The following is a 23,636-nucleotide window of genomic DNA, read 5'->3' as shown; positions in this document are numbered from 1 at the left end:
GACCCGCTGTGCATTCACCCATAGCTTGGGTCAGTGGCGCGGCCTGCATGCCGATCGAATCTTGTCGGACTCGGGTGCATGGGGTGGTCGCGCCAGAGTTTCTTTTCTTGCGCACGAGGTGATTTGATGTCGACCGTTCTTTCTGCTACCGAGATCATGCGTCGTAGTCTTGTGACGTTGAGTCCCAGCGACGATGTGCACACCAGCATTTCAAGATTGCTGCGTGATAATATTTCGGGGGCGCCGGTCGTCGACGAAGATGGCAGGTACTTGGGAGTCTTCAGCGAGAAGTGTTCGATCAATGCCTTGACAGAAGTGATTCAGTCGGCACGAGAAGTGGGGCTGCATGTGGTTCGCGTTCGCGAGTTCATGACGTGTGACTTGGTCACTTTGTCCCAAAGCATGTGTGTCTTTGATGCCATCGATCACCTTTTATCCCGGCGGATTTCTGGGGCGCCAGTGATCGACGACGAAGGCCGATATGCGGGCATCTTTTCCGAAAAGACGGCGATGCGAGTCTTGGCGTCGGCGTTGCATGACCAGTTGCCCGGCACCAACGTGGGCGCGTACATGAATCTGGATCGAAATCGGATCATCGACGAAAACGACATGCTGTTGGAAGTGGCTCAGAAATTCCAGGAGACCCCGTACCGCCGGTTGCCGGTGCTGTACGGCGACAAGTTGGCTGGGCAGGTCAGTCGGCGGGACGTGTTGAAGGCCGAGCATCGTTTGGCGTCCGAAGTGCACGCACGCGCCATGCAATCTCCGCTGGCTCATCTGCGGGCGGCGGCGACTCCCCGATTCGTCAGCGAATACATGGACTGTGCAGCGCTGACCGCCAGTCCGACCACCGATTTGCTGGGGATCACGCAGATGTTCTTGAATTCACCCTATCGGCGCTTGCCGATCGTCGACAACGGAAAACTGCTGGGCCAAGTCAGTCGGCGTGACCTGTTGAACGCAGCGGCCGGAATCATGAAGCCCAAAAAGCCTCGCGGCCGAGCGGAAACCCTGTATCTGTCTCAGCTATCGGCCGCCGCGCCGCCGTCGCTTAGCTGATCACAGCAGGCTTGTTAGAAAGTCGTCCTGCGATAGCAAGCGGTCGACTTGATCGGCCGCGGCGGATCGTTCACTATCATTTCGTTCACTATCACTTTCGGTGGTGTCGTCGTCCACGGTCGTCCAGGTGGCATCATCCGCGGTGCGGGATGCAACCCGATCCAGCCAGCCGAATGTTGTCGTCGTCGGGGCAATGGCGGCGGCTGCAGATCCGGATTCGTCCCGGCGTGTCGGTTCGATGGTTCGCAGGGTGGGCAATCGATCGTGCATCTCGGATTCGCCCGAACCGCTACCGTCGCTGCTGAGCCGCGCCAGTTGATTGATCACTCGCAGGGCATCGAGCGCCGTCACCATCCCGTCGCCGTTCTGGTCATAGTAAAACCCTGGCCATGGATCTACCGTTGCTGGATTGACCAAGGTACCGCCATTGGCGTCGGAGTACGCGCGGCGCCCAAGTTCATTGATCACGACCAGTGCATCGTTTGCTGTGATCGTTCCATTGTTGTTGACGTCGCTGGGGCTGCTGATGTTTTGCCATCCGCTGCCGAAGTCCATTTGAATGAAGGTGTCGTTCAAAGTGATGACCTGGTAAACGGTCTGGAAGATCACTTCGGGCTCGGCCATGCGCCAAGATGCACCATCGGTAAACATCAATTGATCGCCGGGGGTGGTATTGCCCGGGGATGATTCACTGGGAGCGATCCCTGTGATGATGATGCCCTCGCCGCCGGGATCCATTTGTCTGGCTGCGGCCGAATCGATGGTGAGCGCCTGGGCTGCCGCGTCGGTCAAGTCAATCGCGTCAATGTTACGAAGCGTTAGGTTGCCACCGTCGGTGAGGTCCAAGTCGGCTGATCCGCCGACCCATCGCAGTGTGTTGACCCGGTCACCGCCATCAAAGGACAGGCCATCGACGGGCATGACATCGCCACCGCTTTGGTCGATTGTCAGCACGTTGCTGAATTCGTCTCCCGTGATCGCCATTTCGCTGACCGAACCGACAGGGACACGGAAGACTTCGACGGTGCGTCGGCGAACGACCCATTCGTCTGCTTCGCGAACCAGGTTGATTTGCGTTCCCGTGACGAACAGTTCTGCGGGGCTGGGCGTGGACTGCGCCAGCATCGTCACAGCGTAGTCTTCGACTTCGCCATCGGTGGCCGCGCCTGTTGGCGACAAACCGCCGCTAGAACTGATTCGGAATCGGGCGTAGGTCAATCCGCTGGCCGAATCGGCTGGGACATCCACGACCAACAGGTTTTCTCCCGCGACGACGTCGATCGATGTGCCGCCACCGAGGTGTTCGCCGGTGTCGAAAATTCCGTTGCCATCGAAGTCGATCCAAGCGTCTAGCTTGGCGGCGGTCGAGGCGTTGATCAGGATGCTGCCCTTTGTCGCCGTTGTTGCGGAAACCAGCGACGTGGCGAATCGCACGCCATCGTCGGTGGATCCGTCGCCGTCGGCAGCGACGGTGGGTTGCCCATCGGTGTCGTAATCAATGGTGGACCCCAGCGACAACGTCGATTCGGCATGCCGCGGTCCGTTGCTTGCGCGGAGGGTCGAATACGAATTGGGCGCATCGCCAAGGTCTTCGGCGGCGACAACATCGATGGAAACGGTGACGGTCGTTTCAGCGTACAAGTCCGTGTCGACAGGCGTGAAGACCGCGGTCAAGATTTGGTTCGACCCTTGCCCCAGAACGCTTTGGTCTGCCGGTGAATACACAAACGTCCCGGGGATGTCCGTGGTCGCATTGAGCTGCAGATCGGTTAGCGGCGTGCCGACTAGGATGGGATCCGGATTGTTCCACAGGATGGTTGGAACGGCTTGCTGCAGTTCCACCGCCCCCATGTCGACGGTGTCGGATTGACGCAGAAACGGCAATCCGCGTGCGTCGGTTTGGATCGCGGCGCCGGTGGATGTTACCGAACGCAAATCGTCACCAGCATTGATCACCGGACTGGCGGCGTCGGGCTCGTGAATCGGCAGATCCCCGCCATGGACCACCAGCGACCCCAGCATCGGATCGATCACGCCGTCGGTAGGGCCACCGATCAAATTACCGTTGGCATCGGCGGTCTGTGATTCGGTCAGTGTGGTGCCGCTAAGGTCACCGATTAGCGAAGACGCGATGGTGATGTCCACCACCGCGGGAATTCGAATGTCGGGATGGCTGGTCGTGGACGTGTTCCCGGCGACAATCGAATTGCTAATCAAGACGGACGATGAAACGTCGTCGGCAATGAAAATCCCGCCGCCGGACTCTGACAAATTGTTGAACACCGTTGCGTGGACCAACGCCACTTGGCTTAGGTCGCCGATCGACACGCCTCCACCGTTTGTGCCCGAGTTGGCGGAAATGGTGGTGTTGATCAATTCGGCTTCGGATCGATCGATCGTGACGCCGGTTCCCGCATTCGACGAAACCGTCACTCGTTCCATGGTCACATCGGTCGACGTGACCGCGACGCCAACGCCGATATTGTTCGACACGACCGAGTCTTCGATCACCAATTCGCCTGATTCGGCCCAGACGCCTGCACCAGTGGCGGTATTGCTAACGACTTGGTTGTCGGTGATCGCAACCATGCGTAGCGTGACTCGGCCAGTGGACTCGGACCGAACACCCGCGCCATTGGCGATCGAGGCGTTGGGGTCGGTCCCGACGATTCCGGTCGAATTCGATATGGATGTTCTTCCGCCGGTAATGGTTAGTCCTTCGATCAGCACGTCGGTGTCGCCCGAAATCGCAAACACGCGAAATGTGGCGTCACCATCGATCGTTAACGATTCCGCCCCAGGGCCGACGATGGATACCGAGTCGGTGATTGATAGTTGCCCTAGGGAAAGTGTGATCGTGTCCGAACCCGTCAATGCATCGGAGTCGAACGTGATGGAATCGCTGCCCGCGTTTCGGTTGGCCGTTTCGATCGCTTCACGAAGGCTGACGTCCGAATTGGTGTAGTCAAGTTCGTCGGAAAGGGTATTCACCACAAACCGTGAATTGTCGATGGACTGGAGTTCGAACGAACCCATGTCCACTTCGTTGGCCGAAAGACGGTCAAAACCCGGTCCCCGTTGATCGTAGGGGGCGCCTACCGATAACGAAGATTGCCCAGCATCGATTGCCAATGAACCGGGGATCAATGGATGCACGCGACTGTTGCCGGCCAGCATCAGTGGATCCAAACCGGGGTCGATGACGTTTTCGTCGGATCCGCCGATATAGTTACCGTCGGAATCGGGGGTCAGCGACTGCGTGAACAACGACCCGCGATTGGTTCCGAACAGACTGGACTGCACGGACAAATTCGGATTCGACTGGTTGAAGCGTACGTCGGGGGCCGATTGGGCGAGCCCATTGGAGAGCGAGTTCCCAGCGACGATCGAATTGGAAACGATAAAATCGCTGCTGGTGAAATCGGAATCAAAGTAGACTCCGCCGCCGTCGCCGCTGGCTTGGTTGTCGGTGATCGTCACGCCATGGATCGATAGCGAGCCGCCGACCAATCCGATCCCGCCGGCGAACGCGTCTGTTCCGCCCGCGACGTTTCCGGAAATCGTGCTTTGGTCCATCGCAAGATCGGTGCGAGTCACCAGGACGCCACCACCGTGACTGCCTTGGCGGGTCGTTTGGTTGTTGGTGATGGAACTGGACGAAATCGTGCCGTTGGCAAAGTCGGCGTAGAGGCCTCCGCCGCGTGAGTCGAGTCCGCCTGTTTGATTGGCGTGAATGTCGGACTGGGTGATTGTGAATCCGCCGCCAAAGGTCTCCAAGGATTGGAATACCGCAATGGCACCACCGTCGGCTCGTTCCCCCGTTGTCCGGTTTTCGATGAATCGACTGCCGTTGATCGTGATCAGTCCGGTGGCGTTTAAGGCACCGCCGATTGCCCCGTCCCCGTCGGTTCGGTTGTCCTGCAACAGCGTGTCGGTCATCACCAAGTTGGCGGCCGATTGAATCGCGCCGCCGCGAGAATCCGTGCCGGTGGTTGAATTTCCGGTCAATCGGCTGGCGGTGATCGTCAGCGTGTTTCCGCTGGTGATCGCCCCGCCCAATGATGTGGTGCCTTCGGTACGGTTGCCCGAGATGACCGAATCCACGATCGTCAGCGGCCCAACGGACGAGATCGCTCCGCCGTCGGAATTGTTGCCTGTGGTTCGGTTGTTGGTGATCGCCACTCGGGTCAGCGTCAGATCGCTGGCGGCCAATTGCAGGATCGCAGCACCGTCTTCGTTGAACCCGGTGGTCTGACCGCCGGTCAACGTGATGTCGCTGATCGAAACCGATCGCTGTGCCGATGGTCCCGTATTGACGCGTAGAATCCGCGATCCGGATTGCGCGTCGATGGTGATCCGGTTGTCGGTCAGCCCCTGGATTTCCACGCCGTCGGTGATCTCCAGCTCGCCCAGGGTCAGCCCGATCGTGGTCGGTTCAAAAAATTCGAATTCGTCGAAAGTGATCGTGTCGGCGCCTGCGGTTTGATTCGCCAAAGCGACAGCTTCACGAAGGCTGATCACGGCGTCCCCGTTGTCGACCACGTCGACCGAGGTGCTGACGACAAAGGAGGCCAGTACCCGTCGGTTTTCGAGCGTCTCGAGGTTCAAACGACGATTTCGACGGACACGTTGGCCTGCACAGGGATTCTTTCGACTCCGAATCATGACTTGGTTATCCGAGCTGCGTTGAAATACGTGAACTGATGTGCTGGAACTGCATCGCTAAACATGGAACGCCGAATGTTACGCAGTGTGCCATGCAAAACTAAAAAAAGACAGTAACCGATGGGCGGTCGCCAACGGAATCCAAGTCACCCCCGATAGTGTCGGTGGGGGATCGGCGTGCCGCCATTTCCGGGCGCGGGCTTCCTTTTGGGCGTCGCGGACTTGGTCAGAAGTCTTGTCCGAGCGGTGAATTCCGGCGGATTCCAATGCCGAAGCTTCCAGAATCGAATCGACTCCCCCCGTTGGACGTGGCGGGTCAGCGATCTGATCCACGGAATCTTTCGTAAAGCATCGCTTTTTCGGTCATCGCGGATCCGCGTTCCAGAGATTCGTGAACCATTCACCCATTTGCATTTCGTCCAGAAACCGGCGCAGTGCCTTGCCGAGAACGGGCTCTGGAACCAAGGCTCTGAATACCAGAGCAGCGGGCCGATAGGATGCAAATGGACGTATTCCAGCAGAATCGAATTGGCTTTGCCCTGTCGCTGATCGCGTTGGTGGTCGGCGTATCGATCCCTGGGTTCTATGACTGGACCGGCGCTGATCAAAGCCGTCCGTCGCCTTGGGTGCCGCCAGCCGCCTTGGCGGTGCTGATGTTGGCAGTGGCTGGCTGGGTCTGTTTGCCGTTTCTAAAACTTGGTGGGCCGGCACCGGATCGACCGCTGCCACGTCAGCGGCAGTTCAGCATCCGTGCACTGCTGATCACGATCACGGCGGTTGCCGCGCTATGTGCGGCGGGGCGACTGTTGCCCGATCGTGGATTGGTCGCTGTGGCCGGCGCGGTCCAGGTGATGGCCTTGGCAATGGGCGTTGGACAGTGGGTGAAGGACCGCAGCGTGCGGGGGCCCATGATCGCGATGGCCGCCTGCCTGTGCTTGCCCTACGCGTGGATCGGGCTGCGCGGCGATGGGATCAGTATCGGAAAGGGCTTGTTCGCGATCATGATGGGATTGCCAGCGCTGGTGGAAACGATGTTGGTCGCCAGACTATGGGGACGGCATCCCGGGCAGTTGGCCTGGGTGGGGATGTTGATCACGTCCGCCAAATGGATGTTCGGGCTGTGGATCATTCGGCATGGCCCACGCAGCGCGGTGGCATATTGGATCTATGTCCTGCTGATGTCGGTGTACGGATCATTCATCCTGAACGCCATTGTGAGGATGTGATTTCGCTACGAGATTCTGCGGGCAGCCAGGATGGTTGGAATCGCACGAAAAAAGGCACCAACGCAAATGCGATGATGCCTTGATCGTTGAACGGATTTGGTGATGAACGGTTGTTTGCAAGGCCGTTGTTGGCAGCGAAGAGGAAAGCAACCGTTAGACGGCCGATCGCTTGCGTCGAACGCGATATCCGATGGCTGCACCCACAACACCGATCAATGCCAGCGCGCTTGAAGGCTCTGGAACTGCGGTGACTTCTGTCAGGCGAAAATTATCGACAAACAAGGTGTTGTCGGTATCGTTTCCAAACTTGCTCGAGATTCCTAGCAGGTTGATTTTGAACTGTGGGGCGACTGTTAGATCGGCCACCGGGGCAATCGTGCCGGACCCAAGCACAAATGAAAACGTCTCCCATGCCGATGTAGGTGCATAGCCGAATACGTATTCAATTCCATTGGCGCGGAATGTAGCCTGACCACTTGGATCGGAAGCTGTTTGCCCAGCAACTTTGGCATCGAAGCTAAACACATAGTCCGATAGCGACGTCGACGTTGGAGCAACAAAGGTGCCGGTGTTTACGTTCGCGAAGTACGAGACCGAAAATGGACCTGGTTCGGTGGGACTGGGGGCCGTGGTGTCAAAATTGATCTGCAATCCCGTTGTACCCGCGACGCCACTGCTGTTCGGGATGATGATCGTCGCAATGGAGCCAGGATCAGCTTGATCATACGTCGGCGTTGTCGTGTCGTAGTTTAAGTCATAAACCACGCCGGCGCTGCACGGGACAGCAACGAGGCAGACCAGGAATGCGGCTGGGAGAGCACGGAAAAGCATAGGAATTTCCAAGGCTATATTCGGAAGTAGTAAACGGCGTCGACTGCCGGTGAGATAAATGTTCACTACTCGAATCTAGTCAAACTGCGTCGACCTGCAAACTTTGAACGGCGGAAATGAATCGTTTATGACGATATTATCTGCGTGTTCCCCCCAGTTAGTTGTGGTGGATTCTGTCCGGCGGGTGGTGTCGAAGCGGTTTGTGTCGTCAGGCGGATGACGGGACGACGATTCCTGTCTGGCTTTTTACGAGCAACCAGGTGGTCTTCTTCGAAGCGTCGGCCGACGAGGATGCCACATCGCCCGATCTCTGACCGTCTATCGGTTTGCCGTTTCCGTAGGGCGATGGCTGGGGGCAGAGTGGATTTGCACGCGGGCATCGCTGGGAACGGCGTTGTTAGAATCATTTGCATGCGGACTGCAGCCAGGTGAGGCTGCATTCCCTTTTCGTTCTTTAGGATGCAACTGAACTGGTGCAAACGAGCAGCGAAATCAAACGTCCAATGCGGATCGAAGGCATCGATTGGCTACGCGCCTGGATGTCAGTTTCAGTCGTGGTTTGGCACATGATGATCGTCCCCCATTCGGACGTGTTTTCGGCAGACGAATTTACTCAGCACGCGTTCGGTGTATCCGACTTCGTCAATTTCCATGTGTTGTTAGCAGCGGTGCCGACCTTCATGGCGGTGGCGTGTTTTTTGTTCGCGAGAAAAACGCAGAGCCTAAGCACGCTGAAATCCTCGCTCCGCCGCGTCATCCTGCTGCTGGCGTTTTGGCCGCTCGCGATGAAACTTTGGGAGGGTTCGGTTGGCGAGCTGATCGACAGCATCCCGAGGTCCCCGTTGCCGTTGCTGGAATATGTGTTTCGGGCGGGCAACACGCTTTACTACTTCTTTTCCTGCCTGTTGTTCTGCTACGTCCTGTGCTATCTGGCAGCGAGGCTGAAAACGCGATGGATCAGCTGTGCATGGATCGCATCGGTCATCGGTGTTGAACTGATGCCGCTAGCAGCTCAACAGTTCCGGATCCCGTTGTTGGCGGCCTACTGGAATCCCCTGAACTTCGCTCCGTACGCGCTGGGGGCGGTCCTGTTGGCGCGATGGGAAAAGAGCGAAGCGTTTCGCCACAATCGCAGCCGAGTTGCCGTCGCCTGCGTGGTGTTTGCCACGCTGTTGGCTGCAATCGAATGGCGCTGGATGTTGGATTCGATCCATTTCCAATACAACCAATGTGCGTTTCCGCAGTACACACGATCATCATTGGTGTTCACGGCATTCGGGTTGCTGATTGCAGCTTGCAACCCAGCCATCCGCACGAATGTCGTCGTCAGCTATTTGGCAGCGACCAGCTTGTCGCTGTACTGCCTGCACCTGTTCTTCGTGCCCGTCGCCGACAAGTTGATCGATCCCGAGGATGTCAGTGTCGTTGGATCGATCCTGCGACTGGTGGTTGTGCTGGTTCTTTCGAACGTCGCATTTCATGTCGGCAAGCTGTTCCTGAAAAAAGAACTGCTTTGCTGAAGCCCCAGCGTCCCTGGCCACGGTCGGGCGACTGACCGATTGGGGGCAGTTGGTATTCAGTCCGCTTTGTCGGGCACCTTTTCCAGGATGTCCAGCAGGACGGTGTCGGGTTCGATGCCTTCGGCCTGAGCTTCGAAATTCAACAGTACCCGGTGCCGCATCGCCGGCAGGAAGACACGTCGAACGTCTTCGAAAGAAACGTTGAAACGGCCATCCAGTAGCGCGCGAACTTTGGCCGCCAGCGCCAACGTTTGTGCGCCCCGTGGACTGGCTCCCCAGCGAACGTATTGGTTGGTCGCATCGACGCTATGCGGTCCGTCGGGATGAGTCGCCAGATTCAAACGAACCAGATAATCTTGGACGTGCGGAGCCAGGATGACTTGGCGAACCATCCCCTGCCACTTGATCAGCTCGGTGCCGTCCATCACTTTTTCCAGCGAAATCTTTTCGCCACGCGTGGTTCGATCTACGATGATGTTCAGGTCTTCTCGGCTGCTGTAGCCGACCACCAACTTGAACAGGAACCGGTCCAACTGAGCCTCGGGCAGCGGATAGGTGCCTTCCTGTTCGATCGGGTTTTGTGTTGCCAGTACAAAGAACGGCTTGGCCAATTCGAATCGTTTGCCGCCGGCGGTGACGGTGCCTTCCTGCATCGTTTCCAGCATGGCCGATTGCGTTTTGGGCGTGGCGCGGTTGATTTCGTCAGCCAACAAGATCTGGGTAAAGACCGGCCCCTTTTGAAATTCGAACTTCCGTCGTCCAGCGTCGTCCTCGACAATCATGTTGGTGCCCAAGATGTCTGCGGGCATCAGGTCAGGCGTGAATTGAACACGGTTGAAATCGAGGTCCAATACTTCTGCCAGCGTTCGCACCAGCATGGTTTTGCCCAAGCCGGGAACGCCTTCTAGCAGGCAGTGGCCGCCACACAGGATCGCCGTTAGGACGCCGTGGACGATGTCATCATGGCCAACGATGACGCGACCGATCATTTCGCGGACGGCGTTGTAGCGGTCACGAAACTGCGCGGCATCGGCCTGCATGGATTCTACGGAGGTGCTCATCGTTGCGGCGCATGTTCCAAGAAGGTGACAGTATCCAAGTGATGGGACTGACATCTTAGCCGAAACGATACGCACTCGGGGCCACCGGTGCCGCTAGAAAAGGCCGCAGCAGAGCCGATTCTCAGGCGACCTTCTTGCCACCGGGGGCTCGTAAATCGAACAAACCGAAGATTTCGTCGCGGCTAAGCCCGCCGCCACTGCCCTTGGTCGGGCCGGACTGGTCGCTGAACAGGGCGTCAAACATTTGGCGTTTTTCGTCCAATACCGATGCGATCCGTTGCTCGATCGTATTCATCGCCAACATCCGCGTGACGGTCACCGCACCGCGGGCGCCGATACGGTGGGCCCGATTGATCGCTTGATCCTCGATCGCCGGATTCCACCATCGGTCAAACAAGAAAACGTATTCACAGAACTGCAGATTCAAGCCCACGCTGCCGGCACCGTAGCTCATCAAGATCACGCTGCAATTGGGATCGTTTTTGAACTGGTCGATGACGCCATCGCGTTTTTTATGCGGGACCCGACCGTGGTATTCCAGAGGTCCGAAACGCTGCATCGCGGGCAGCATCTTGTCGATGCTATTGACCCATTGGCTGAACACGATTGCCTTCTTGCCGCTGGCGACGACCTCTTCCATGTCAGCGACCATGCGTTCCAGTTTGACGCTGCTGCCGGTGGGCGGGTCGAAGTTGCAGATCTGTTTCAGTCTTAGCACCAATTCAAAGACGTGCTGGATCGTCAGCTCTTGATCCATTTCCTCTAGCTTGACGATGCCTTCGGATTCGGCTTGTTCGTAGGTCGCCCATTGTTCCGGTGTAAGGTCTAGTTCGGCATCGCGGTACAGTTTCGGTGGCATGTCGTTCATCACCATGTCTTTGGTGCGACGCATGATGTAGTCCTTGGACCGTTTGGCCATTTCGGCCATCGGCATGCCAACCTTCAGGTAACCGGGCGACAGGTAATCGAAGATTCCCACCAGGTCGTCAGGCGAGTTTTCAACCGGCGTGCCGGTCAGCGCCCACGACCGAGTGCGTGGGATCGCGCGGACAATTTCGCTGGTCGTGCTGTTGCGGTTTTTGATCCGTTGGGCTTCGTCAAGTGCGACCAGATCGAAATGCAGTCCACTTTCCAAGACCGTTTCTTTGTCTCGCATCAACAGTTCGTAGTTGGCGACTTTGACGGGGATCTCTGGCGATCGCCAAGCGTGTTCGCGTTTGGCCGCGTTGCCTTCGATTGCCGTCACCGGAATCTCGGGTGCCCAGACGCTGAACTCACGCAGCCAGTTGGTCACCAATGGTTTGGGACACACCAGCAGCACGCTGCGGACCTCGCCGCTGCAAAGCAGCAAACGGATCGTGCTGATCGCTTGCATCGTTTTTCCCAAACCCATTTCATCGGCCAGCACGGCGGCATAGCGTGGGAACAAGAAAGCGATCCCGTCCAATTGATAGGCGAAGGGATCGAATGGGAAATTCAATTGGCCGCTGCCGACCAACAGATCCAGCGGCGGCTGCAGCAGATAGTAAAGACGGTCCTGCAGCTTGACGACATCGTTGGGCGGTTTGACCCGGTGATGTTTGATCGTCTTGTAGCGACGGCGCACCTTTTCGATCGCTTCTTTGTCTTCGCTGGTTTGACTCGGCGGCGGCTTGGGCGGTATCCACTGGTTCGCTTCGGGGAACATGAATCCGGTCACACGCGTCTTCAGCGGCGAGACTCGGATCGGCAGCGAACGCGGCTTGATCGCATCGAACGACAGTTCATAGGTGTCCGAGGGGACCAGTGAATCGGCCGACCAACTGTTGGCCAAGTCGATCTGGGCGGTGATTCCCGAGTGATCGTGCCGTGGGGTCATGACTTTGGATTCAATGCTGCGTGTCAATGGATTCGGACGCATCTGGTCTTTGTTGGAAATCGCTAAACGGCAGGATCTTTCACAAGATCCACTACTCCCTGCAATAGGAAACCTTTGTACCCGGACGCTAGGCGGCGTCGGCGATACGCGGAGTTGCGGCGGCGGTGTTTTGCGCCCTAGCAATTTGCGATTGTGCTTCTTTGATCGCTTCGCGGATCCGTTCGAACGGTTCCACCGCATCGGGAAGATCGATCAGCTTTTCGGCCAACGCCGATACCTGTTCGATCCGTTCCATCGGTACCAGCAGTTTGGACCCCGCCAACATCACCTCGCCCGAACCGATCAACGTATCATCCTGGATCGGGCCTTCGTCGGCTTCCGCCGCTTCGACGACCAACGCGATCGGGAACGAAGTGGATTGGCTGATCACGAGCGCTTCGGGTTGGTCCACACACAACAGGCTGATCGGTGTGCGAACTTTCTTTGCTAGCAACGGACCGATCACTTCCCCGATGATGTGATCGCGAAGAGTCGGTCCATACAGGATTTCATGTGCTCGCGACGGGCGTACCGGTAGCGTGCACTGAAACTCGAGCGGTCGTCCACCGCTGTTGAGCAACAACAAACCACCGGTCCATCCGGTGCGTTCGTCCTCGACCACGGTGAAATAGGCAATGGTGGTATCCGATACGGCCATACGTTGCTGTCACGAGAAAAGGCGAAGACCAAATTGCAGGTGGCACTCTGCGGAAGCTTCCTGGGGCTGGTGGGATTCGACGTGAACGAACGAAGATTCCACGCAGCCACATCGGCGCTGCCGACGCGTGCCTACCAAGACATCTTCGGCGTTCGGCTTGTGCCGACTTTAGCGGTTGTAGCGGTAAAGTGCGGGGTGGCTGTGTGCAAGCAAAACATTCTGATTATGCGGATGTTTTGCATGGTGAACGACAAAAAACACAGTTGTATAGCGTTTGCTCGACAACCCCAATTTTCGTGAGCTATACTCGGCGAATTGCTTCGCAAGCCGATCCCAAGATTCCGCAGAGCCCATTTCGACATGTCTTACGACCACGAGCCCATTTCGCCCATGTTTCGAATCGATGTTTCCGCAGAATCCGATTCTACACCGACGGCTTCGAATGACCGTGTAGCGATTGAACTGCTGCGTCAATTGGTCTCTGGCCAACAACAACAGAACAAGTTGCTGGAAAATCTGATCCAACAAACATCGGCTGCGAACCAACAACGCGCCAATGAACTGCAGCAGTGGAAGAATGCCAACCCAGAATTGGCCAATTCGTGTCGCAAAGCCGCTGAAACACTCAGCCGCGTGCAAACCGAGTTCCTGAACACGTTGACCGAAGAAGTCGCCGATAGCGAAGATCACTTGATCGAAGGCGAATACATGCTGAACGAGTTCGTGGACCGCTTCGGCCCACGCTTGGCTCATCTGAACGGCGTTTTGCAGGTGTTGGCCCAATTGGGCAACAACGATGTTGGCGCCACCCAAAGCTAGTCGACGCTGATTTTGGTTGCGGCCGCGCCGATTTCGGTTGTCGCCAAGCCGAATGAATGGATCCCAAACGAAACCGACGCATTCGCCATCAGGCGGTTGGGTCGGTTTTTTGTTGCTTTGCCGGCTTTTCCGGAGCAGCATCGTGGTCATTGGGAACCGCAACCGATGACACCAACGCGATCACGGACTGCCCAGCGATTGGTTTCAGCGGATCAGCCACCGTGTTCAGTTCGAACGCTCCTTCGTCCTTCAGCACGCCCAACAGGACGTGAGAGTTCTGATACTTTTGGACGAAGTCTTGGTAGGTGAATTCATCGGCCAATTTGGTGGTCTTGAACGTGGCACCTAGATGATGCATCTCGCGAAGCTTGCTGAACGTCAGCCCTTCGCCAAACAGTTCCCGTCCCATCAGGTGTTTGGTGATTCCCCGCCGGGTGTGAGCATTCTTGGCGTTGAAGGTCAACTGATACGCACCGGCCCGCCCGAACGCAGAGCGGCATTCGCGAATCGCTAGCGAGTTGACTTCATCGTTGGGCGTCATCGCCAGAACCTTGCCGATTCCCGCCAGCGGCAATTCGCCACGCAGTGTTTCGTTCAAAATGTTCCCGCAAACACCTTCCAGACCTGCGATTTTTGCCTGCGCGATCTTGTTGTAGTTGGTGTCGACCAACAGCACGGGCAGCCCGGCACGTTTCAGTTCCAGGGCAAAGTCGCGCACCCAAGATTCGGCGCCCACGATCAAGGCACCGTTGGATTTTTGGTCGGCAAGTTGCAACCATTTGGCCAGGGGGGCAGCAGCGATTCCGTACACCGCGACCGTCCCGACGATGACCAGAAAGGTGACCGTGGCCAATTGATCGGCACCGGGGATCGATACCGTGCTGACACCGCGATCGAGTTCTAGGGCGAACACACTGCTGACCGCGGCCGCGACGATTCCGCGCGGTGCCAGTCCGGCGATGAACGTTTTCTCTCGCCAATTCAGCGGCGACCCGATCAACGACACGAACACCGAAACGGGTCGAACGATCGCGATCAAGACCAGCACGAATGCCACGCCCGGCCATCCAACGGCGGTCACATCCGCCAGATCGACGCGAGATCCAAGCACCACGAACAAGCAACCGATCAGCAGCGTTCGCAGATTTTCCTTGAATTCAATGATGTGTTCGATGTCGAAGTGATGTTGATTGGTCAGCCACAATCCCAACACCGTCACGGTGATCAATCCGGATTCGTGGGCAAAGTGATTGCTGATGGCGAACAGCAGCAGTCCCACCGACAGGGCGCTGACACCATGCAAATGGTCGGGAACCCAGAATCGACGAAAGGCCTGGGTCAGGGCAAATCCACCTAAGATGCCCAGCCCGGTCCCCAGAACGGCGGTCTTGGCCAGCATCAGAATGGCGGCTGGCGAGAACGCTTCTTCGACGCCGCCGCCGATCACATGTTCGAACACCAAAACGGCAAGGATCGCACCGATCGGGTCGATCAAGATGCCCTCCCATTTCAGGGTCGCAGCAACCCGCCGACTGGGTCGAACCTGTCGCAGCAGCGGTCCGATCACGGTAGGCCCGGTGACCACCAAAATGGCGCCCAACAGAATGCTGACCTGCCACGAGAACGCCAGCAGGTAATGCGCCGCGCAGGCTGCCCCGGCTAGCGTGATCAGGGCGCCCGCCGTGCACAGCCGCAATGTTGCAGTTCCGGCATCCCGAAGTTCGCCAAGTTTCAGCGACAGGCCGCCTTCGAACATGATCACCGCGACCGACAATGAAACCAGCGGGAATAGCAGTTCGGGCCCCGCCGATGCGTCACCCCCGGTCAGGCCCGCTAGATAGTCGTCCGGATTGATGAATTGGCCCAAAACCACGCCAAACAGCAGCAACAACAAAATGCTGGGCAGATTCATTCGCCATGCCAACCACTGGGCCGTCAGGCCGAGGGCGGGAATGATCGACAGGTAAAGCAGAAATTCCATGAATTCATCGTCCGAGTCCACAAGTTAAACCGTGGGCTGATTGTCATGTCAGCGGAACCGGAAGGCCAGCGGTGGCGGAAAAGTTCGTGACGATCGTCAAAACCTGCACAATCGCGAAAAGCGTTCCATCACATGCGAAAGAGACGATCGTTCGGGTCGAATGTCGGCTGCGCCGTCACTGTTTATGGGCCATCGTTAAGGCAGCGACGCAACCGTGGGCGACGGCGGGGCAGGCAGCTACATTTTTTGACGATCAATCAGGGGCCGCTTGATCGGCGGACAGTCATGGCAACCAAACTAGAAAGCGATTCATTGGCAACCGCAGCCGACGACGTATTTGCTGTTCAGCAAAACACATCTCAGTGGCAGACCAAGGCGTCGGACGGCGAGATGATCGACCGAATCGATGAGGCCCTCGGTCTGATCGCCGAAGCCAACTCGGTCGCCAGCGGTGCGATCCCGGCAGACCACTTTGATGTCAGCGTGATCGTGCCCGTGTTCAACGAACGCGATACGCTGCCCAAAGTGATTCAACGCATCGAACAAGTGATGCCGCCCGCGACAGAAATCATCGTCGTCGACGATGGCAGCACCGATGGGACCAGCCAGTGGCTAGAGTCGCTGCCGAAACGATCGGGTTTGACCGTGCTGCGTCGACGCGCCAATCACGGCAAGGGGTCGGCCGTCCGCTTGGCGATTCGCCATAGCCGTGGTCGCATCGTTGCGATCCAAGACGCCGATCTGGAATACGACCCCGCGGATCTATTGCGGGTGATTTGGCCGATCCTGGATGGCGATGCCGACGTGGTCTACGGATCGCGATATCTAGGTGGTTCCCACGACCCATCGTTGACCCACCGAATGGGCAATTGGATGTTGACGGCGCTGAGCAATCAATTGACCGGGCTGCGGTTGACCGACATGGAAACCTGTCACAAAGCTTTTGATGGCGATTTGATCCGCGGCATCTCGCTTAGAGAATGCCGATTCGGTTTCGAACCCGAAATCACTGCTAAAGTCGCGACCGGCCAGTATCAAGTGTTGGAGGTTCCAACGGGATACCAAAGCCGCGGGTATAGCGAAGGCAAAAAGATCGGTTGGAAAGACGCCGTGTCAGCACTCGGTTGCATGTGGCGATACCGCAACGGCTAGTGCCAGGTTCGCCGGTCGGCAGACGAAAGCCACTGCACCTGCTGAAGCGACGTTGATCTCGTTTTTGACGAGCGTCAACGTACGTCAAACGTCGTTTTCAGCCGTGGTATTCAGGCGAATCCCACGGCAACCGATTGGGTCACTTTAGTCGCCGCTGTATCGGCGGATTCAGCAAAGCCGCTGAGGAAGTCGACTCCATTGGCCAACCACCACACGCCTTCGTTACGGCAGATCGCGGCGATACTTCGGTGTTTCGCTGGGGGGCAGATCGACGTCGTATTCCTCTTGGAATCGGCGGCGTTCAACAGCGTCCGCATAGAAGCGAAGCCAGGTTTCGTTGTCATCGATACAACGCCACTCCAGGCACTTGCCAGGAATCTCGACCTTCTTTTCGCAACAGGGAAGGATGTCGCGATAGATGATCTTGTAGAGTTCACGATCAGTCAGGTGGTCCGTGCACCGCAGCACCACTCGCTGGGAATGCAGACGAATGATGGTTCCGATCAACAGTTCCGAAAGGGCTGCGTCGTCCAACGATTCGGGGGACGGCAGTTCCATCACGGGTGTGAACCAGCTGGCGATTGGCAGTGCGGGGGCACGTTCCCAGGCCAGCATCGATGCGAGATATTCGTTTTCGGTCCGTAGATTCATCCGGTGAGTCGACGCGTCGATTGACTCGTCCCGGTACGGTTCCAATTCGTCTCGCAAGCGGGCGTTGGCCAACATCAAGTCGACTTCATCGGCGACCGGTCGGCTCGTCTCGCTCATGTCCATGGATTGCTCGCCTCGTCGGCAGGGGAGTTTCAAATTGTGCGATCTAGGGCAGCGCTTCAGCGTCCGTCGCTGAGCACCTCGTCACCCCATGCACGACTTCGATCCTATCCGTCGCCACGCGTGGCTCAACTTTGAATTAAGCAAAAACAGTTGTTTGCTAAGAAATTCGGTGGCCATAGCATCCCCTGACCGTTACGAGCGGAACGGTTTATCAGAAACCCGCGTTTCGCTAGCAAACAAGACTCAAGTCGGTTCGTGATTTCTCATCCGAACTGGGCCGCTCGGATCACGCCACAGCCGTCAAACCCGCTGCTTAATCGTCCCAAACCGGCACGATCGGCAATCGCGCCTGCGCCTAGCGATTCGATCATGGCATCGTCCAGGCGGGCGTGGATCAGCAGCCGATGTTCGGCGGTGATATCGGCCAATAATCGCGACACCGATACCGAAGGATCCCAGTCTGGAAAGTCGCCTTCCATCGCCTTGGTCGACGATGGGAAGGCAGGATCGTCGTCATCCGAATCGGTTTCCGTTGACGGATCTGCTTCGTCGTCTTCGTTGTCCAACTCTTTTCGATCGCGGTCGTCATCGTCGCGCGGTGGATCGTCGTCGTCTTCATCGTCGAAGTCGTCGTCGGCCGCCGGATCCGGCGACATCGCACCGCTGGGCAGATCGGTGATGTCGGTCCATAAAACGATCGTGCCGCCGGGCAGCACGTGGTCCATGGCTGCCCTGGCCGCCCGCGCCGCGTTGGCCCACGTTTGTTGCTGGGGACCGCCGTCAAGCGAGGCCACGATCAGCGGTGCCGGAGGGGGGAAATCGGCCTCGGTGGCTTCGTCCTGGTGCAGCGTTTTGGCGACCGATTCGATCGTCCCCGCGGTCACTTGATGAACCGCTCCGTCGGCCGATGGGGACACGCACAGCATGATTTGAACGCCCAGCAACCACGTCGTTTCCGCGGCCATTCGAGCGTTTTCTTCGGCGGCCGAGGGCGGTGAATCTCGATACCGCGTGCGGGCTGCGGAGTCCGCTAACCATGGGTAGACGCCGGTCAGGTCGCGTGGGCGCGATGGCACCGATGGGCGTCCCGCCATGATCGGGAGCACAAAGTCGGCGTCGACCAACAACCGGTTCAAATAGATCGGTTCAGCGGATTCGTCAGCGGCTAAATAACTCAATTGACGTCGGTCGTTGCTGCGATGTCGGACGATGCGAGATGTCGGCACCATCTCGCTACGGATCGCTTCGATGGTCTCGTCGCTGGCTTCGTCCCACAACACGACGTCGACCCCATCGGCGTCGGTTTCGCTAAGCGCACGCACAACGCCGCGGATCACTTCACCGATCTGGGGAACGTTCGGGTCGACCGCCAAGGTGACTCGGTCGCCCGCCACCACCGCAGCCGATAACGGAGGAAAATCGGTGGGCGTCTGCAGGGCTGCGTAGGTTGCTGCGGCTACATCCGGGTGGTTCCCGTCCGGGACCGATGCGTATCGCCATACCTGATTGCTGGTCAAGGCGTCGATCGTATCGGAAAACTGAAGCGACATAGCGGCTGGCAAAAATGAAGTGGGGGGCAGTGCAAAAGGTTGACCGACATCGTCAGGATCGTCGGCTGACCGGCACAGGCGGTTCGCACAATGGACGAAAGTCGGCACCACCCAGACGAATCGGAACATCTGGGCGCCTGCGATCACGATTGTGACCGTTGGGCAGGTTTTAGTACGTTCGCGTGGATTCGAGAAGTCACTCGCCAACGGGAATGCGCTCCGCTGTGAAAACTGTTCGCCATCTTTCGCCGATTGTGGCTCGTTCCCCTCGCTTCTGCACGCCTGGCCGCGGAAGGCCAGGATGGGCGTGGCTGGTCGTTTGGGTGGTGTTCCTAGTCGTCGGTTGTGGCAGCCCAGAACCCGATTCTGACGCCACTGGTGACCCGCAGGCTTCCGTTGATGCGAAACCGGCCTCCTACGCCAGCCAGTCGCCGGAGGAGTTGCTAGCGTCTACTTTCGCAAGATACCGTGCGGCGTCGTCATATCGCGACAACGGCCGCGTCACGATGACATACCTCGACGGCGATTCGGAAACCACTCGCGTCGCTCCGATGCGTCTGTGGCTGGACCGAAACGAACTTTATCTGGAAACCTACGACGTTCGGTTGACCAGCGACGCGGATGGTTTGACCGCTTGGGTGGCCGATCCGCTGTCGAATCACTTCGATTCTCAGGTGTTGAAATCAAAGCCGCTATCGGGTCGACCGACGGTTGCCGGGCTGATCGCGGATCCGATTTTGGTAGGCCGAGTCGCCGCTGGGTTGGCTGGCCCGCCGCCGCAATTGGAATGGTTGTTTTCCGATTCGCCCATGAAAACGCTGTTTCGCGACACAAATCACTTTCAATACGGCCCGACGCGAATCGTCGACGGGCGGCATTGCCCCAGCGTCGTCGTCGAAGCCGACGCCCAGCGTTTTGAATTTTGGATCGACCCACCCACGTCCACGATTCGCCGTGTCCAGTTGCCATCGATCGTCGCCCCGCTGATTCCCGGGGCGCAGCCCCAGCCGATTGCATTGACGATCGACTTGGTCGGTGCCACGTTCAACGCGCCTGATCGTGCACCGCAGATCGAACGATTGCCTCAGGCCCCCAAGTTGGTCAGCCGATTCGTGCCGCTGCCCCCACCCCGGCCGGCCCGGATTCTAGGCACCCAAGTACGGCCGATCCGCGCCCACAGCGTAGGGCGTCAGCTGACCCTGTCCTCCCGCGGTATCGATCGACCGTTGACGGCGTTAGTGCGATTGACGGCCGATCAAAGCACGGCGGGAGCCGTTGCCGCCGCCCAGTTGTGGGCCAATCAGATGGCCGGCGAAATGGCAAAGAAGATTCGGATCGCCGTTTTGGTGGACGCCGACGTGCCCGACGCGGTGGCCGGTCAATGGAGCCTGCCGCAGTTTATCGATGCACGCGGAGAGATCGCTCGAACGTTGGAAATGGATCCGGGAGCGATTGTTCTGGTGGATGATCGCGGGTTCGTGATGTGGGTCGAGCCCAATTTCTCGATCGCGACCCTGCCGACGCTTGGGGGTGTGGTCAGCGACCTTCAAAGCGGCGTTGACGTGCCTGAACGGCTGCGAAAACAGTGGTCCGAACAGGTCGCGATGTACGACCGCGAATGCGCCAAGGCTGCAATTCGACGCAACTGATCTTGCCTCGGTCGAACCGCTACCGCGACAATCCGCGGGCAGCTTTTACCCAGGCAAAATGATATGCATCCCGGCGATTTCACCAACGTTCCCAACCCTTTCGCGACGGTTTCCATCGGTGCGGAAAGACCGCGTCGGCGGGCTGCTGCCAAGGCGCTGAAATTTTTGGTTCTGGTGGCCGTCTGTTTTGCCTTGACGATAGGGATCAGCGTCGGCAGCAGGCATTTTCTGCTGAATCGCCTGACCGCGAACTTCGCTGCGCTCGATTCGGGCGAGCAGAAGAACCGGCTGGTCCAGATCGCCGACTTGGCCCCTTTGTCGATCCCCTTTTTGGCCGACGCATTGGCGGTCGACGACATTGATGTGGCTCGAACCGCTTACGATTTGCTCCGCGGCATGCAGAACGACTGGACTGTGCTGTCATTGCCTCAGCAACGCACGCGGCACAGTCAGATGGTTGCGGCAATCGGTGAATCCGCTGTGCGATTGCCGGACGACCGAACCGGTTGGGCGGTGACTCTGCTGCAACAAACGATCCACGAAATGGTCGCGCGGACGGACGCCCCGTCACGCGCGCTGTACCAAAACGCAAACGACAAATTGGAACTACTGACTCTGTCCGGTCGCGCCGGCCCCAGCATTTTGGCCGACGAACCCCTGGATCCGGCTCGGCCCAAGCGATTGGCGATTCAAAGCCAGCCATTGCCGGTCGATACACTGGGCGGTGCAAACGCCGATCCGACCTCGGACGCTTCTTTGCCGTCGATCTACAAGTCGGCCGCGATGCGTCTGCAGCCCGTCCAGCCCGACGAAGTGGTGCTATTGCGGGAAGTTCAATCGCCCAATCAGACGATGGTCGAAAAGCCGGTCGTGTCCCGCGAAACCGCCTACTCGGTGACGCCACAGCCCGAGCAAATGCCCGTCGCCCAAGCCACGTTGGTGGACTCGGCGATGCAAGCCTATGACGACGTGTCGGTGATCCATTGGCTGTCCAGCCAACAGGAACCTCTTCGCGAACAGGCCAAGCTAGAACTGCTTTCCCGTGGTTACACGCAGCAAGATCTTCAGTTGGCCACGCGAATCGCGACCGCCGATCTGCCAACTCGATTGGATCTGGTCGACCTGATCGCCCGTGAACCATCGATCGATCCGCGACCTTGGCTGTGGATGATGAGCCGCGATGAGCACCGCGATGTCCGAATGCGAGTTGTATCGGTGATCGGAACAATGAACGACGCCGCAGCCCGAAGTCATCTGCAGACCTTGATGTCCGAAGAATCCGATCCGATCGTAGCAACCCGGATTCGTCGCGCGCTGGGGCTCAGCAACTAAGACGCCGCAAACCAACCGGTGGTCAAGACCACCGGCACTAAGGCTGCCGTCCCTCTGGGACTTCGAACCGTGGTAGTGGGATTCGCCAGCAGTTCCCCGCTGGAAAGGACTTCTGGCGAAGCCCACGACCTGACAGCCACGAATCAACCGGTGGTCAAGACCACCGGCACTGAGGCTGCCGTCCCTCTGGGACTTCGAACCGTGGTAGTGGGATTCGCCAGCAGTTCCCAGCTGGAAAGGGCTTCTGGCGAAGCCCACGACCTGACAGCCACGTAGTGGCGACAGCCTTCTGCCGTGGACCTTGGTCCACGGTGACAATGGCCGGGCACGAAAAAACGGCTCGATCGTAGGCGACCGAGCCGTTTTCGTAGATTCGCAATTTCTTAGCTAGATTTCAGTCGTCTGAATTCTTAGCCGATTGGATTTGGCTCGTAAGGAATGTCTTCGATCAGATCCTTGGGCAATGGAGCGACGGTCAAGCCAGCAGCGGTGAAGATTTCGTCCAACGCGACTTGTCCGCGTTGCACGATGCTTTCACGAGTCTGGCCTTTGTAGCTGGCTCCCGAAGCGCCTGGACTGACGGGGCCGGTGAATCCGATTTCGACCAAGTGAGTGATGACTTTGACGTGATCCAGCAGACCTTCTTGGGTCGGCACCACACGTTCGTTCGACTTTGCGGTTGCAGGATCGCTTTCGGGACGCAGCGAGCACAAACGGACGGCAACGATTTCGTCAGCGGTCAATTCGCTCAGTTGGTCCATTGCTCCGTCGCCGACGACCCAGTCCCAGGTGTCGATGTAGAAGCCAACGTTGGTCGATCCAACGGCTTTGACCAATGCGATGAAACCTTCGACGTTGCGGATGAATGGGAATTCTTTGCCTTCTTCCAATTCCTTGCCAGCGGCGAAACCGATGCCCAATTTGATTTCGCGAACGGCCAACAGGTCGGCGATTTGCTTCAGGCGAGCGGTTTGGACGTCGAAGTACTCGTGGTAGGGCAATCGATCGGTCGCGGCTGGAACGCGAACGTATGCTCGCGTGATGCCCAATTCTTTGGCCAATTCGGCCAGCGGGTGCAGGGTGGCGACCTGGGCGGTGAAGGTTTCTTCGTCGGCGTCCAGATTGATGCCCAAGTCAAAGCCGCCGATGCGGATCTTGAATGCCTTGCGTGCGGCTTCCAAGTACTTCGCTGCGTCAGCAACGTCGGTACGTTGGCTGCGACGAAGCATTTCGTGCATGTCGATGTCGATGCCATTGAAGGCATACGTCAGGGCCAATTCCAAAAGTTCGGTTTGACGGCCGTTGATGCCCAGCGAGCCGGGCGAGAAGTTTTTGATCATCTTCATGAAGATTCTTTCGTATTTGATAGGGATCGAGAGTCGCCAGAACGCGTCAACCGCGGGCGACAGCATTTCGGGGGGGCAAAATCACCATTCGGCACCGTTCTACCGGGTGATCAGGC

16 protein-coding genes are annotated in these 23,636 nt (G+C 58.0%); 7 read left to right on the top strand and 9 right to left on the bottom strand.

Annotated features, from left to right (window positions below):
• The first annotated feature begins 126 nt into the window (after window positions 1–126).
• Window positions 127–1,059 (top strand): CBS domain-containing protein, encoded by a 933-nt coding sequence (locus K227x_RS22570; RefSeq protein ID WP_218933458.1) that lies wholly within the window; start codon window positions 127–129, stop codon window positions 1,057–1,059.
• On the opposite strand, the gene K227x_RS22565 is transcribed toward K227x_RS22570, so the two are convergent.
• The gene (locus K227x_RS22565) at window positions 1,060–5,724 is read right to left on the bottom strand and encodes a beta strand repeat-containing protein (protein ID WP_145173165.1); all 4,665 of its coding nucleotides are present in this window, start codon (window positions 5,722–5,724) and stop codon (window positions 1,060–1,062) included.
• Between the two features lie 503 nt (window positions 5,725–6,227).
• On the opposite strand from K227x_RS22565, the gene K227x_RS22560 reads away from it, so the two are divergent.
• Window positions 6,228–6,950 (top strand): hypothetical protein, encoded by a 723-nt coding sequence (locus tag K227x_RS22560; protein WP_145173162.1) that lies wholly within the window; start codon window positions 6,228–6,230, stop codon window positions 6,948–6,950.
• A 153-nt stretch (window positions 6,951–7,103) separates the two neighbouring features.
• Here the strand turns inward: K227x_RS22560 and K227x_RS22555 are convergent, their stop codons facing one another.
• Complete coding sequence (locus K227x_RS22555) at window positions 7,104–7,847, bottom strand: PEP-CTERM sorting domain-containing protein (protein ID WP_145173159.1); 744 nt, start codon at window positions 7,845–7,847, stop codon at window positions 7,104–7,106.
• Window positions 7,848–8,254: 407 nt separating this feature from the next.
• On the opposite strand from K227x_RS22555, the gene K227x_RS22550 reads away from it, so the two are divergent.
• Window positions 8,255–9,301 (top strand): acyltransferase family protein, encoded by a 1,047-nt coding sequence (locus K227x_RS22550; RefSeq protein WP_145173156.1) that lies wholly within the window; start codon window positions 8,255–8,257, stop codon window positions 9,299–9,301.
• Between the two features lie 56 nt (window positions 9,302–9,357).
• Here the strand turns inward: K227x_RS22550 and K227x_RS22545 are convergent, their stop codons facing one another.
• The 3 genes from K227x_RS22545 to K227x_RS22535 all read right to left on the bottom strand — a co-directional run bounded on the left by K227x_RS22545 (window position 9,358) and on the right by K227x_RS22535 (window position 12,917).
• Window positions 9,358–10,362 (bottom strand): AAA family ATPase, encoded by a 1,005-nt coding sequence (locus tag K227x_RS22545; protein ID WP_145173152.1) that lies wholly within the window; start codon window positions 10,360–10,362, stop codon window positions 9,358–9,360.
• Between the two features lie 121 nt (window positions 10,363–10,483).
• Entirely contained in the window at window positions 10,484–12,262 is a 1,779-nt protein-coding gene (locus K227x_RS22540) for a DEAD/DEAH box helicase (RefSeq protein ID WP_246146062.1), read from the bottom strand.
• A gap of 85 nt (window positions 12,263–12,347) precedes the next feature.
• Window positions 12,348–12,917, bottom strand: coding sequence for a hypothetical protein (locus K227x_RS22535; protein WP_145173149.1), 570 nt, complete (start codon window positions 12,915–12,917; stop codon window positions 12,348–12,350).
• A gap of 390 nt (window positions 12,918–13,307) precedes the next feature.
• On the opposite strand from K227x_RS22535, the gene K227x_RS22530 reads away from it, so the two are divergent.
• Window positions 13,308–13,736, top strand: coding sequence for a hypothetical protein (locus tag K227x_RS22530; protein ID WP_246146060.1), 429 nt, complete (start codon window positions 13,308–13,310; stop codon window positions 13,734–13,736).
• 88 nt (window positions 13,737–13,824) lie between these two features.
• On the opposite strand, the gene K227x_RS22525 is transcribed toward K227x_RS22530, so the two are convergent.
• Window positions 13,825–15,717: a cation:proton antiporter gene (locus K227x_RS22525; protein ID WP_145173143.1), complete on the bottom strand. Its 1,893-nt coding sequence runs from the start codon at window positions 15,715–15,717 to the stop codon at window positions 13,825–13,827.
• Window positions 15,718–16,002: 285 nt separating this feature from the next.
• Here K227x_RS22525 and K227x_RS22520 point away from each other — a divergent pair, with 285 nt between their 5' ends.
• On the top strand, window positions 16,003–16,869 hold the full coding sequence (locus K227x_RS22520; protein WP_218933457.1) for a glycosyltransferase family 2 protein: 867 nt from the start codon (window positions 16,003–16,005) through the stop codon (window positions 16,867–16,869).
• A gap of 222 nt (window positions 16,870–17,091) precedes the next feature.
• Here K227x_RS22520 and K227x_RS22515 read toward each other — a convergent pair whose 3' ends face one another.
• Both K227x_RS22515 and K227x_RS22510 read right to left on the bottom strand, forming a co-directional pair.
• Complete coding sequence (locus K227x_RS22515) at window positions 17,092–17,637, bottom strand: hypothetical protein (protein ID WP_145173140.1); 546 nt, start codon at window positions 17,635–17,637, stop codon at window positions 17,092–17,094.
• A gap of 269 nt (window positions 17,638–17,906) precedes the next feature.
• Window positions 17,907–19,193: a lactate racemase domain-containing protein gene (locus K227x_RS22510; RefSeq protein ID WP_218933456.1), complete on the bottom strand. Its 1,287-nt coding sequence runs from the start codon at window positions 19,191–19,193 to the stop codon at window positions 17,907–17,909.
• A 506-nt stretch (window positions 19,194–19,699) separates the two neighbouring features.
• Here K227x_RS22510 and K227x_RS22505 point away from each other — a divergent pair.
• Window positions 19,700–20,842 carry a hypothetical protein gene (locus tag K227x_RS22505; protein WP_145173135.1) on the top strand — a complete coding sequence of 381 codons (1,143 nt, stop codon included), beginning with the start codon at window positions 19,700–19,702 and terminating at the stop codon, window positions 20,840–20,842.
• Window positions 20,843–20,905: 63 nt separating this feature from the next.
• Window positions 20,906–22,174 carry a hypothetical protein gene (locus K227x_RS22500; RefSeq protein WP_145173132.1) on the top strand — a complete coding sequence of 423 codons (1,269 nt, stop codon included), beginning with the start codon at window positions 20,906–20,908 and terminating at the stop codon, window positions 22,172–22,174.
• Window positions 22,175–22,584: 410 nt separating this feature from the next.
• Here K227x_RS22500 and K227x_RS22495 read toward each other — a convergent pair whose 3' ends face one another.
• A complete protein-coding gene (locus K227x_RS22495) occupies window positions 22,585–23,520 on the bottom strand; it encodes a sugar phosphate isomerase/epimerase family protein (RefSeq protein WP_246146058.1) in 936 nt (311 codons plus the stop codon).
• Window positions 23,521–23,636: the final 116 nt, after the last annotated feature.

It is taken from the genome of Rubripirellula lacrimiformis, assembly GCF_007741535.1.
GTDB lineage: Bacteria > Planctomycetota > Planctomycetia > Pirellulales > Pirellulaceae > Rubripirellula > Rubripirellula lacrimiformis.
The sequence above is the reverse complement of the archived record's forward strand: the minus strand, read 5'-3'. Positions and strand labels throughout refer to the sequence as shown.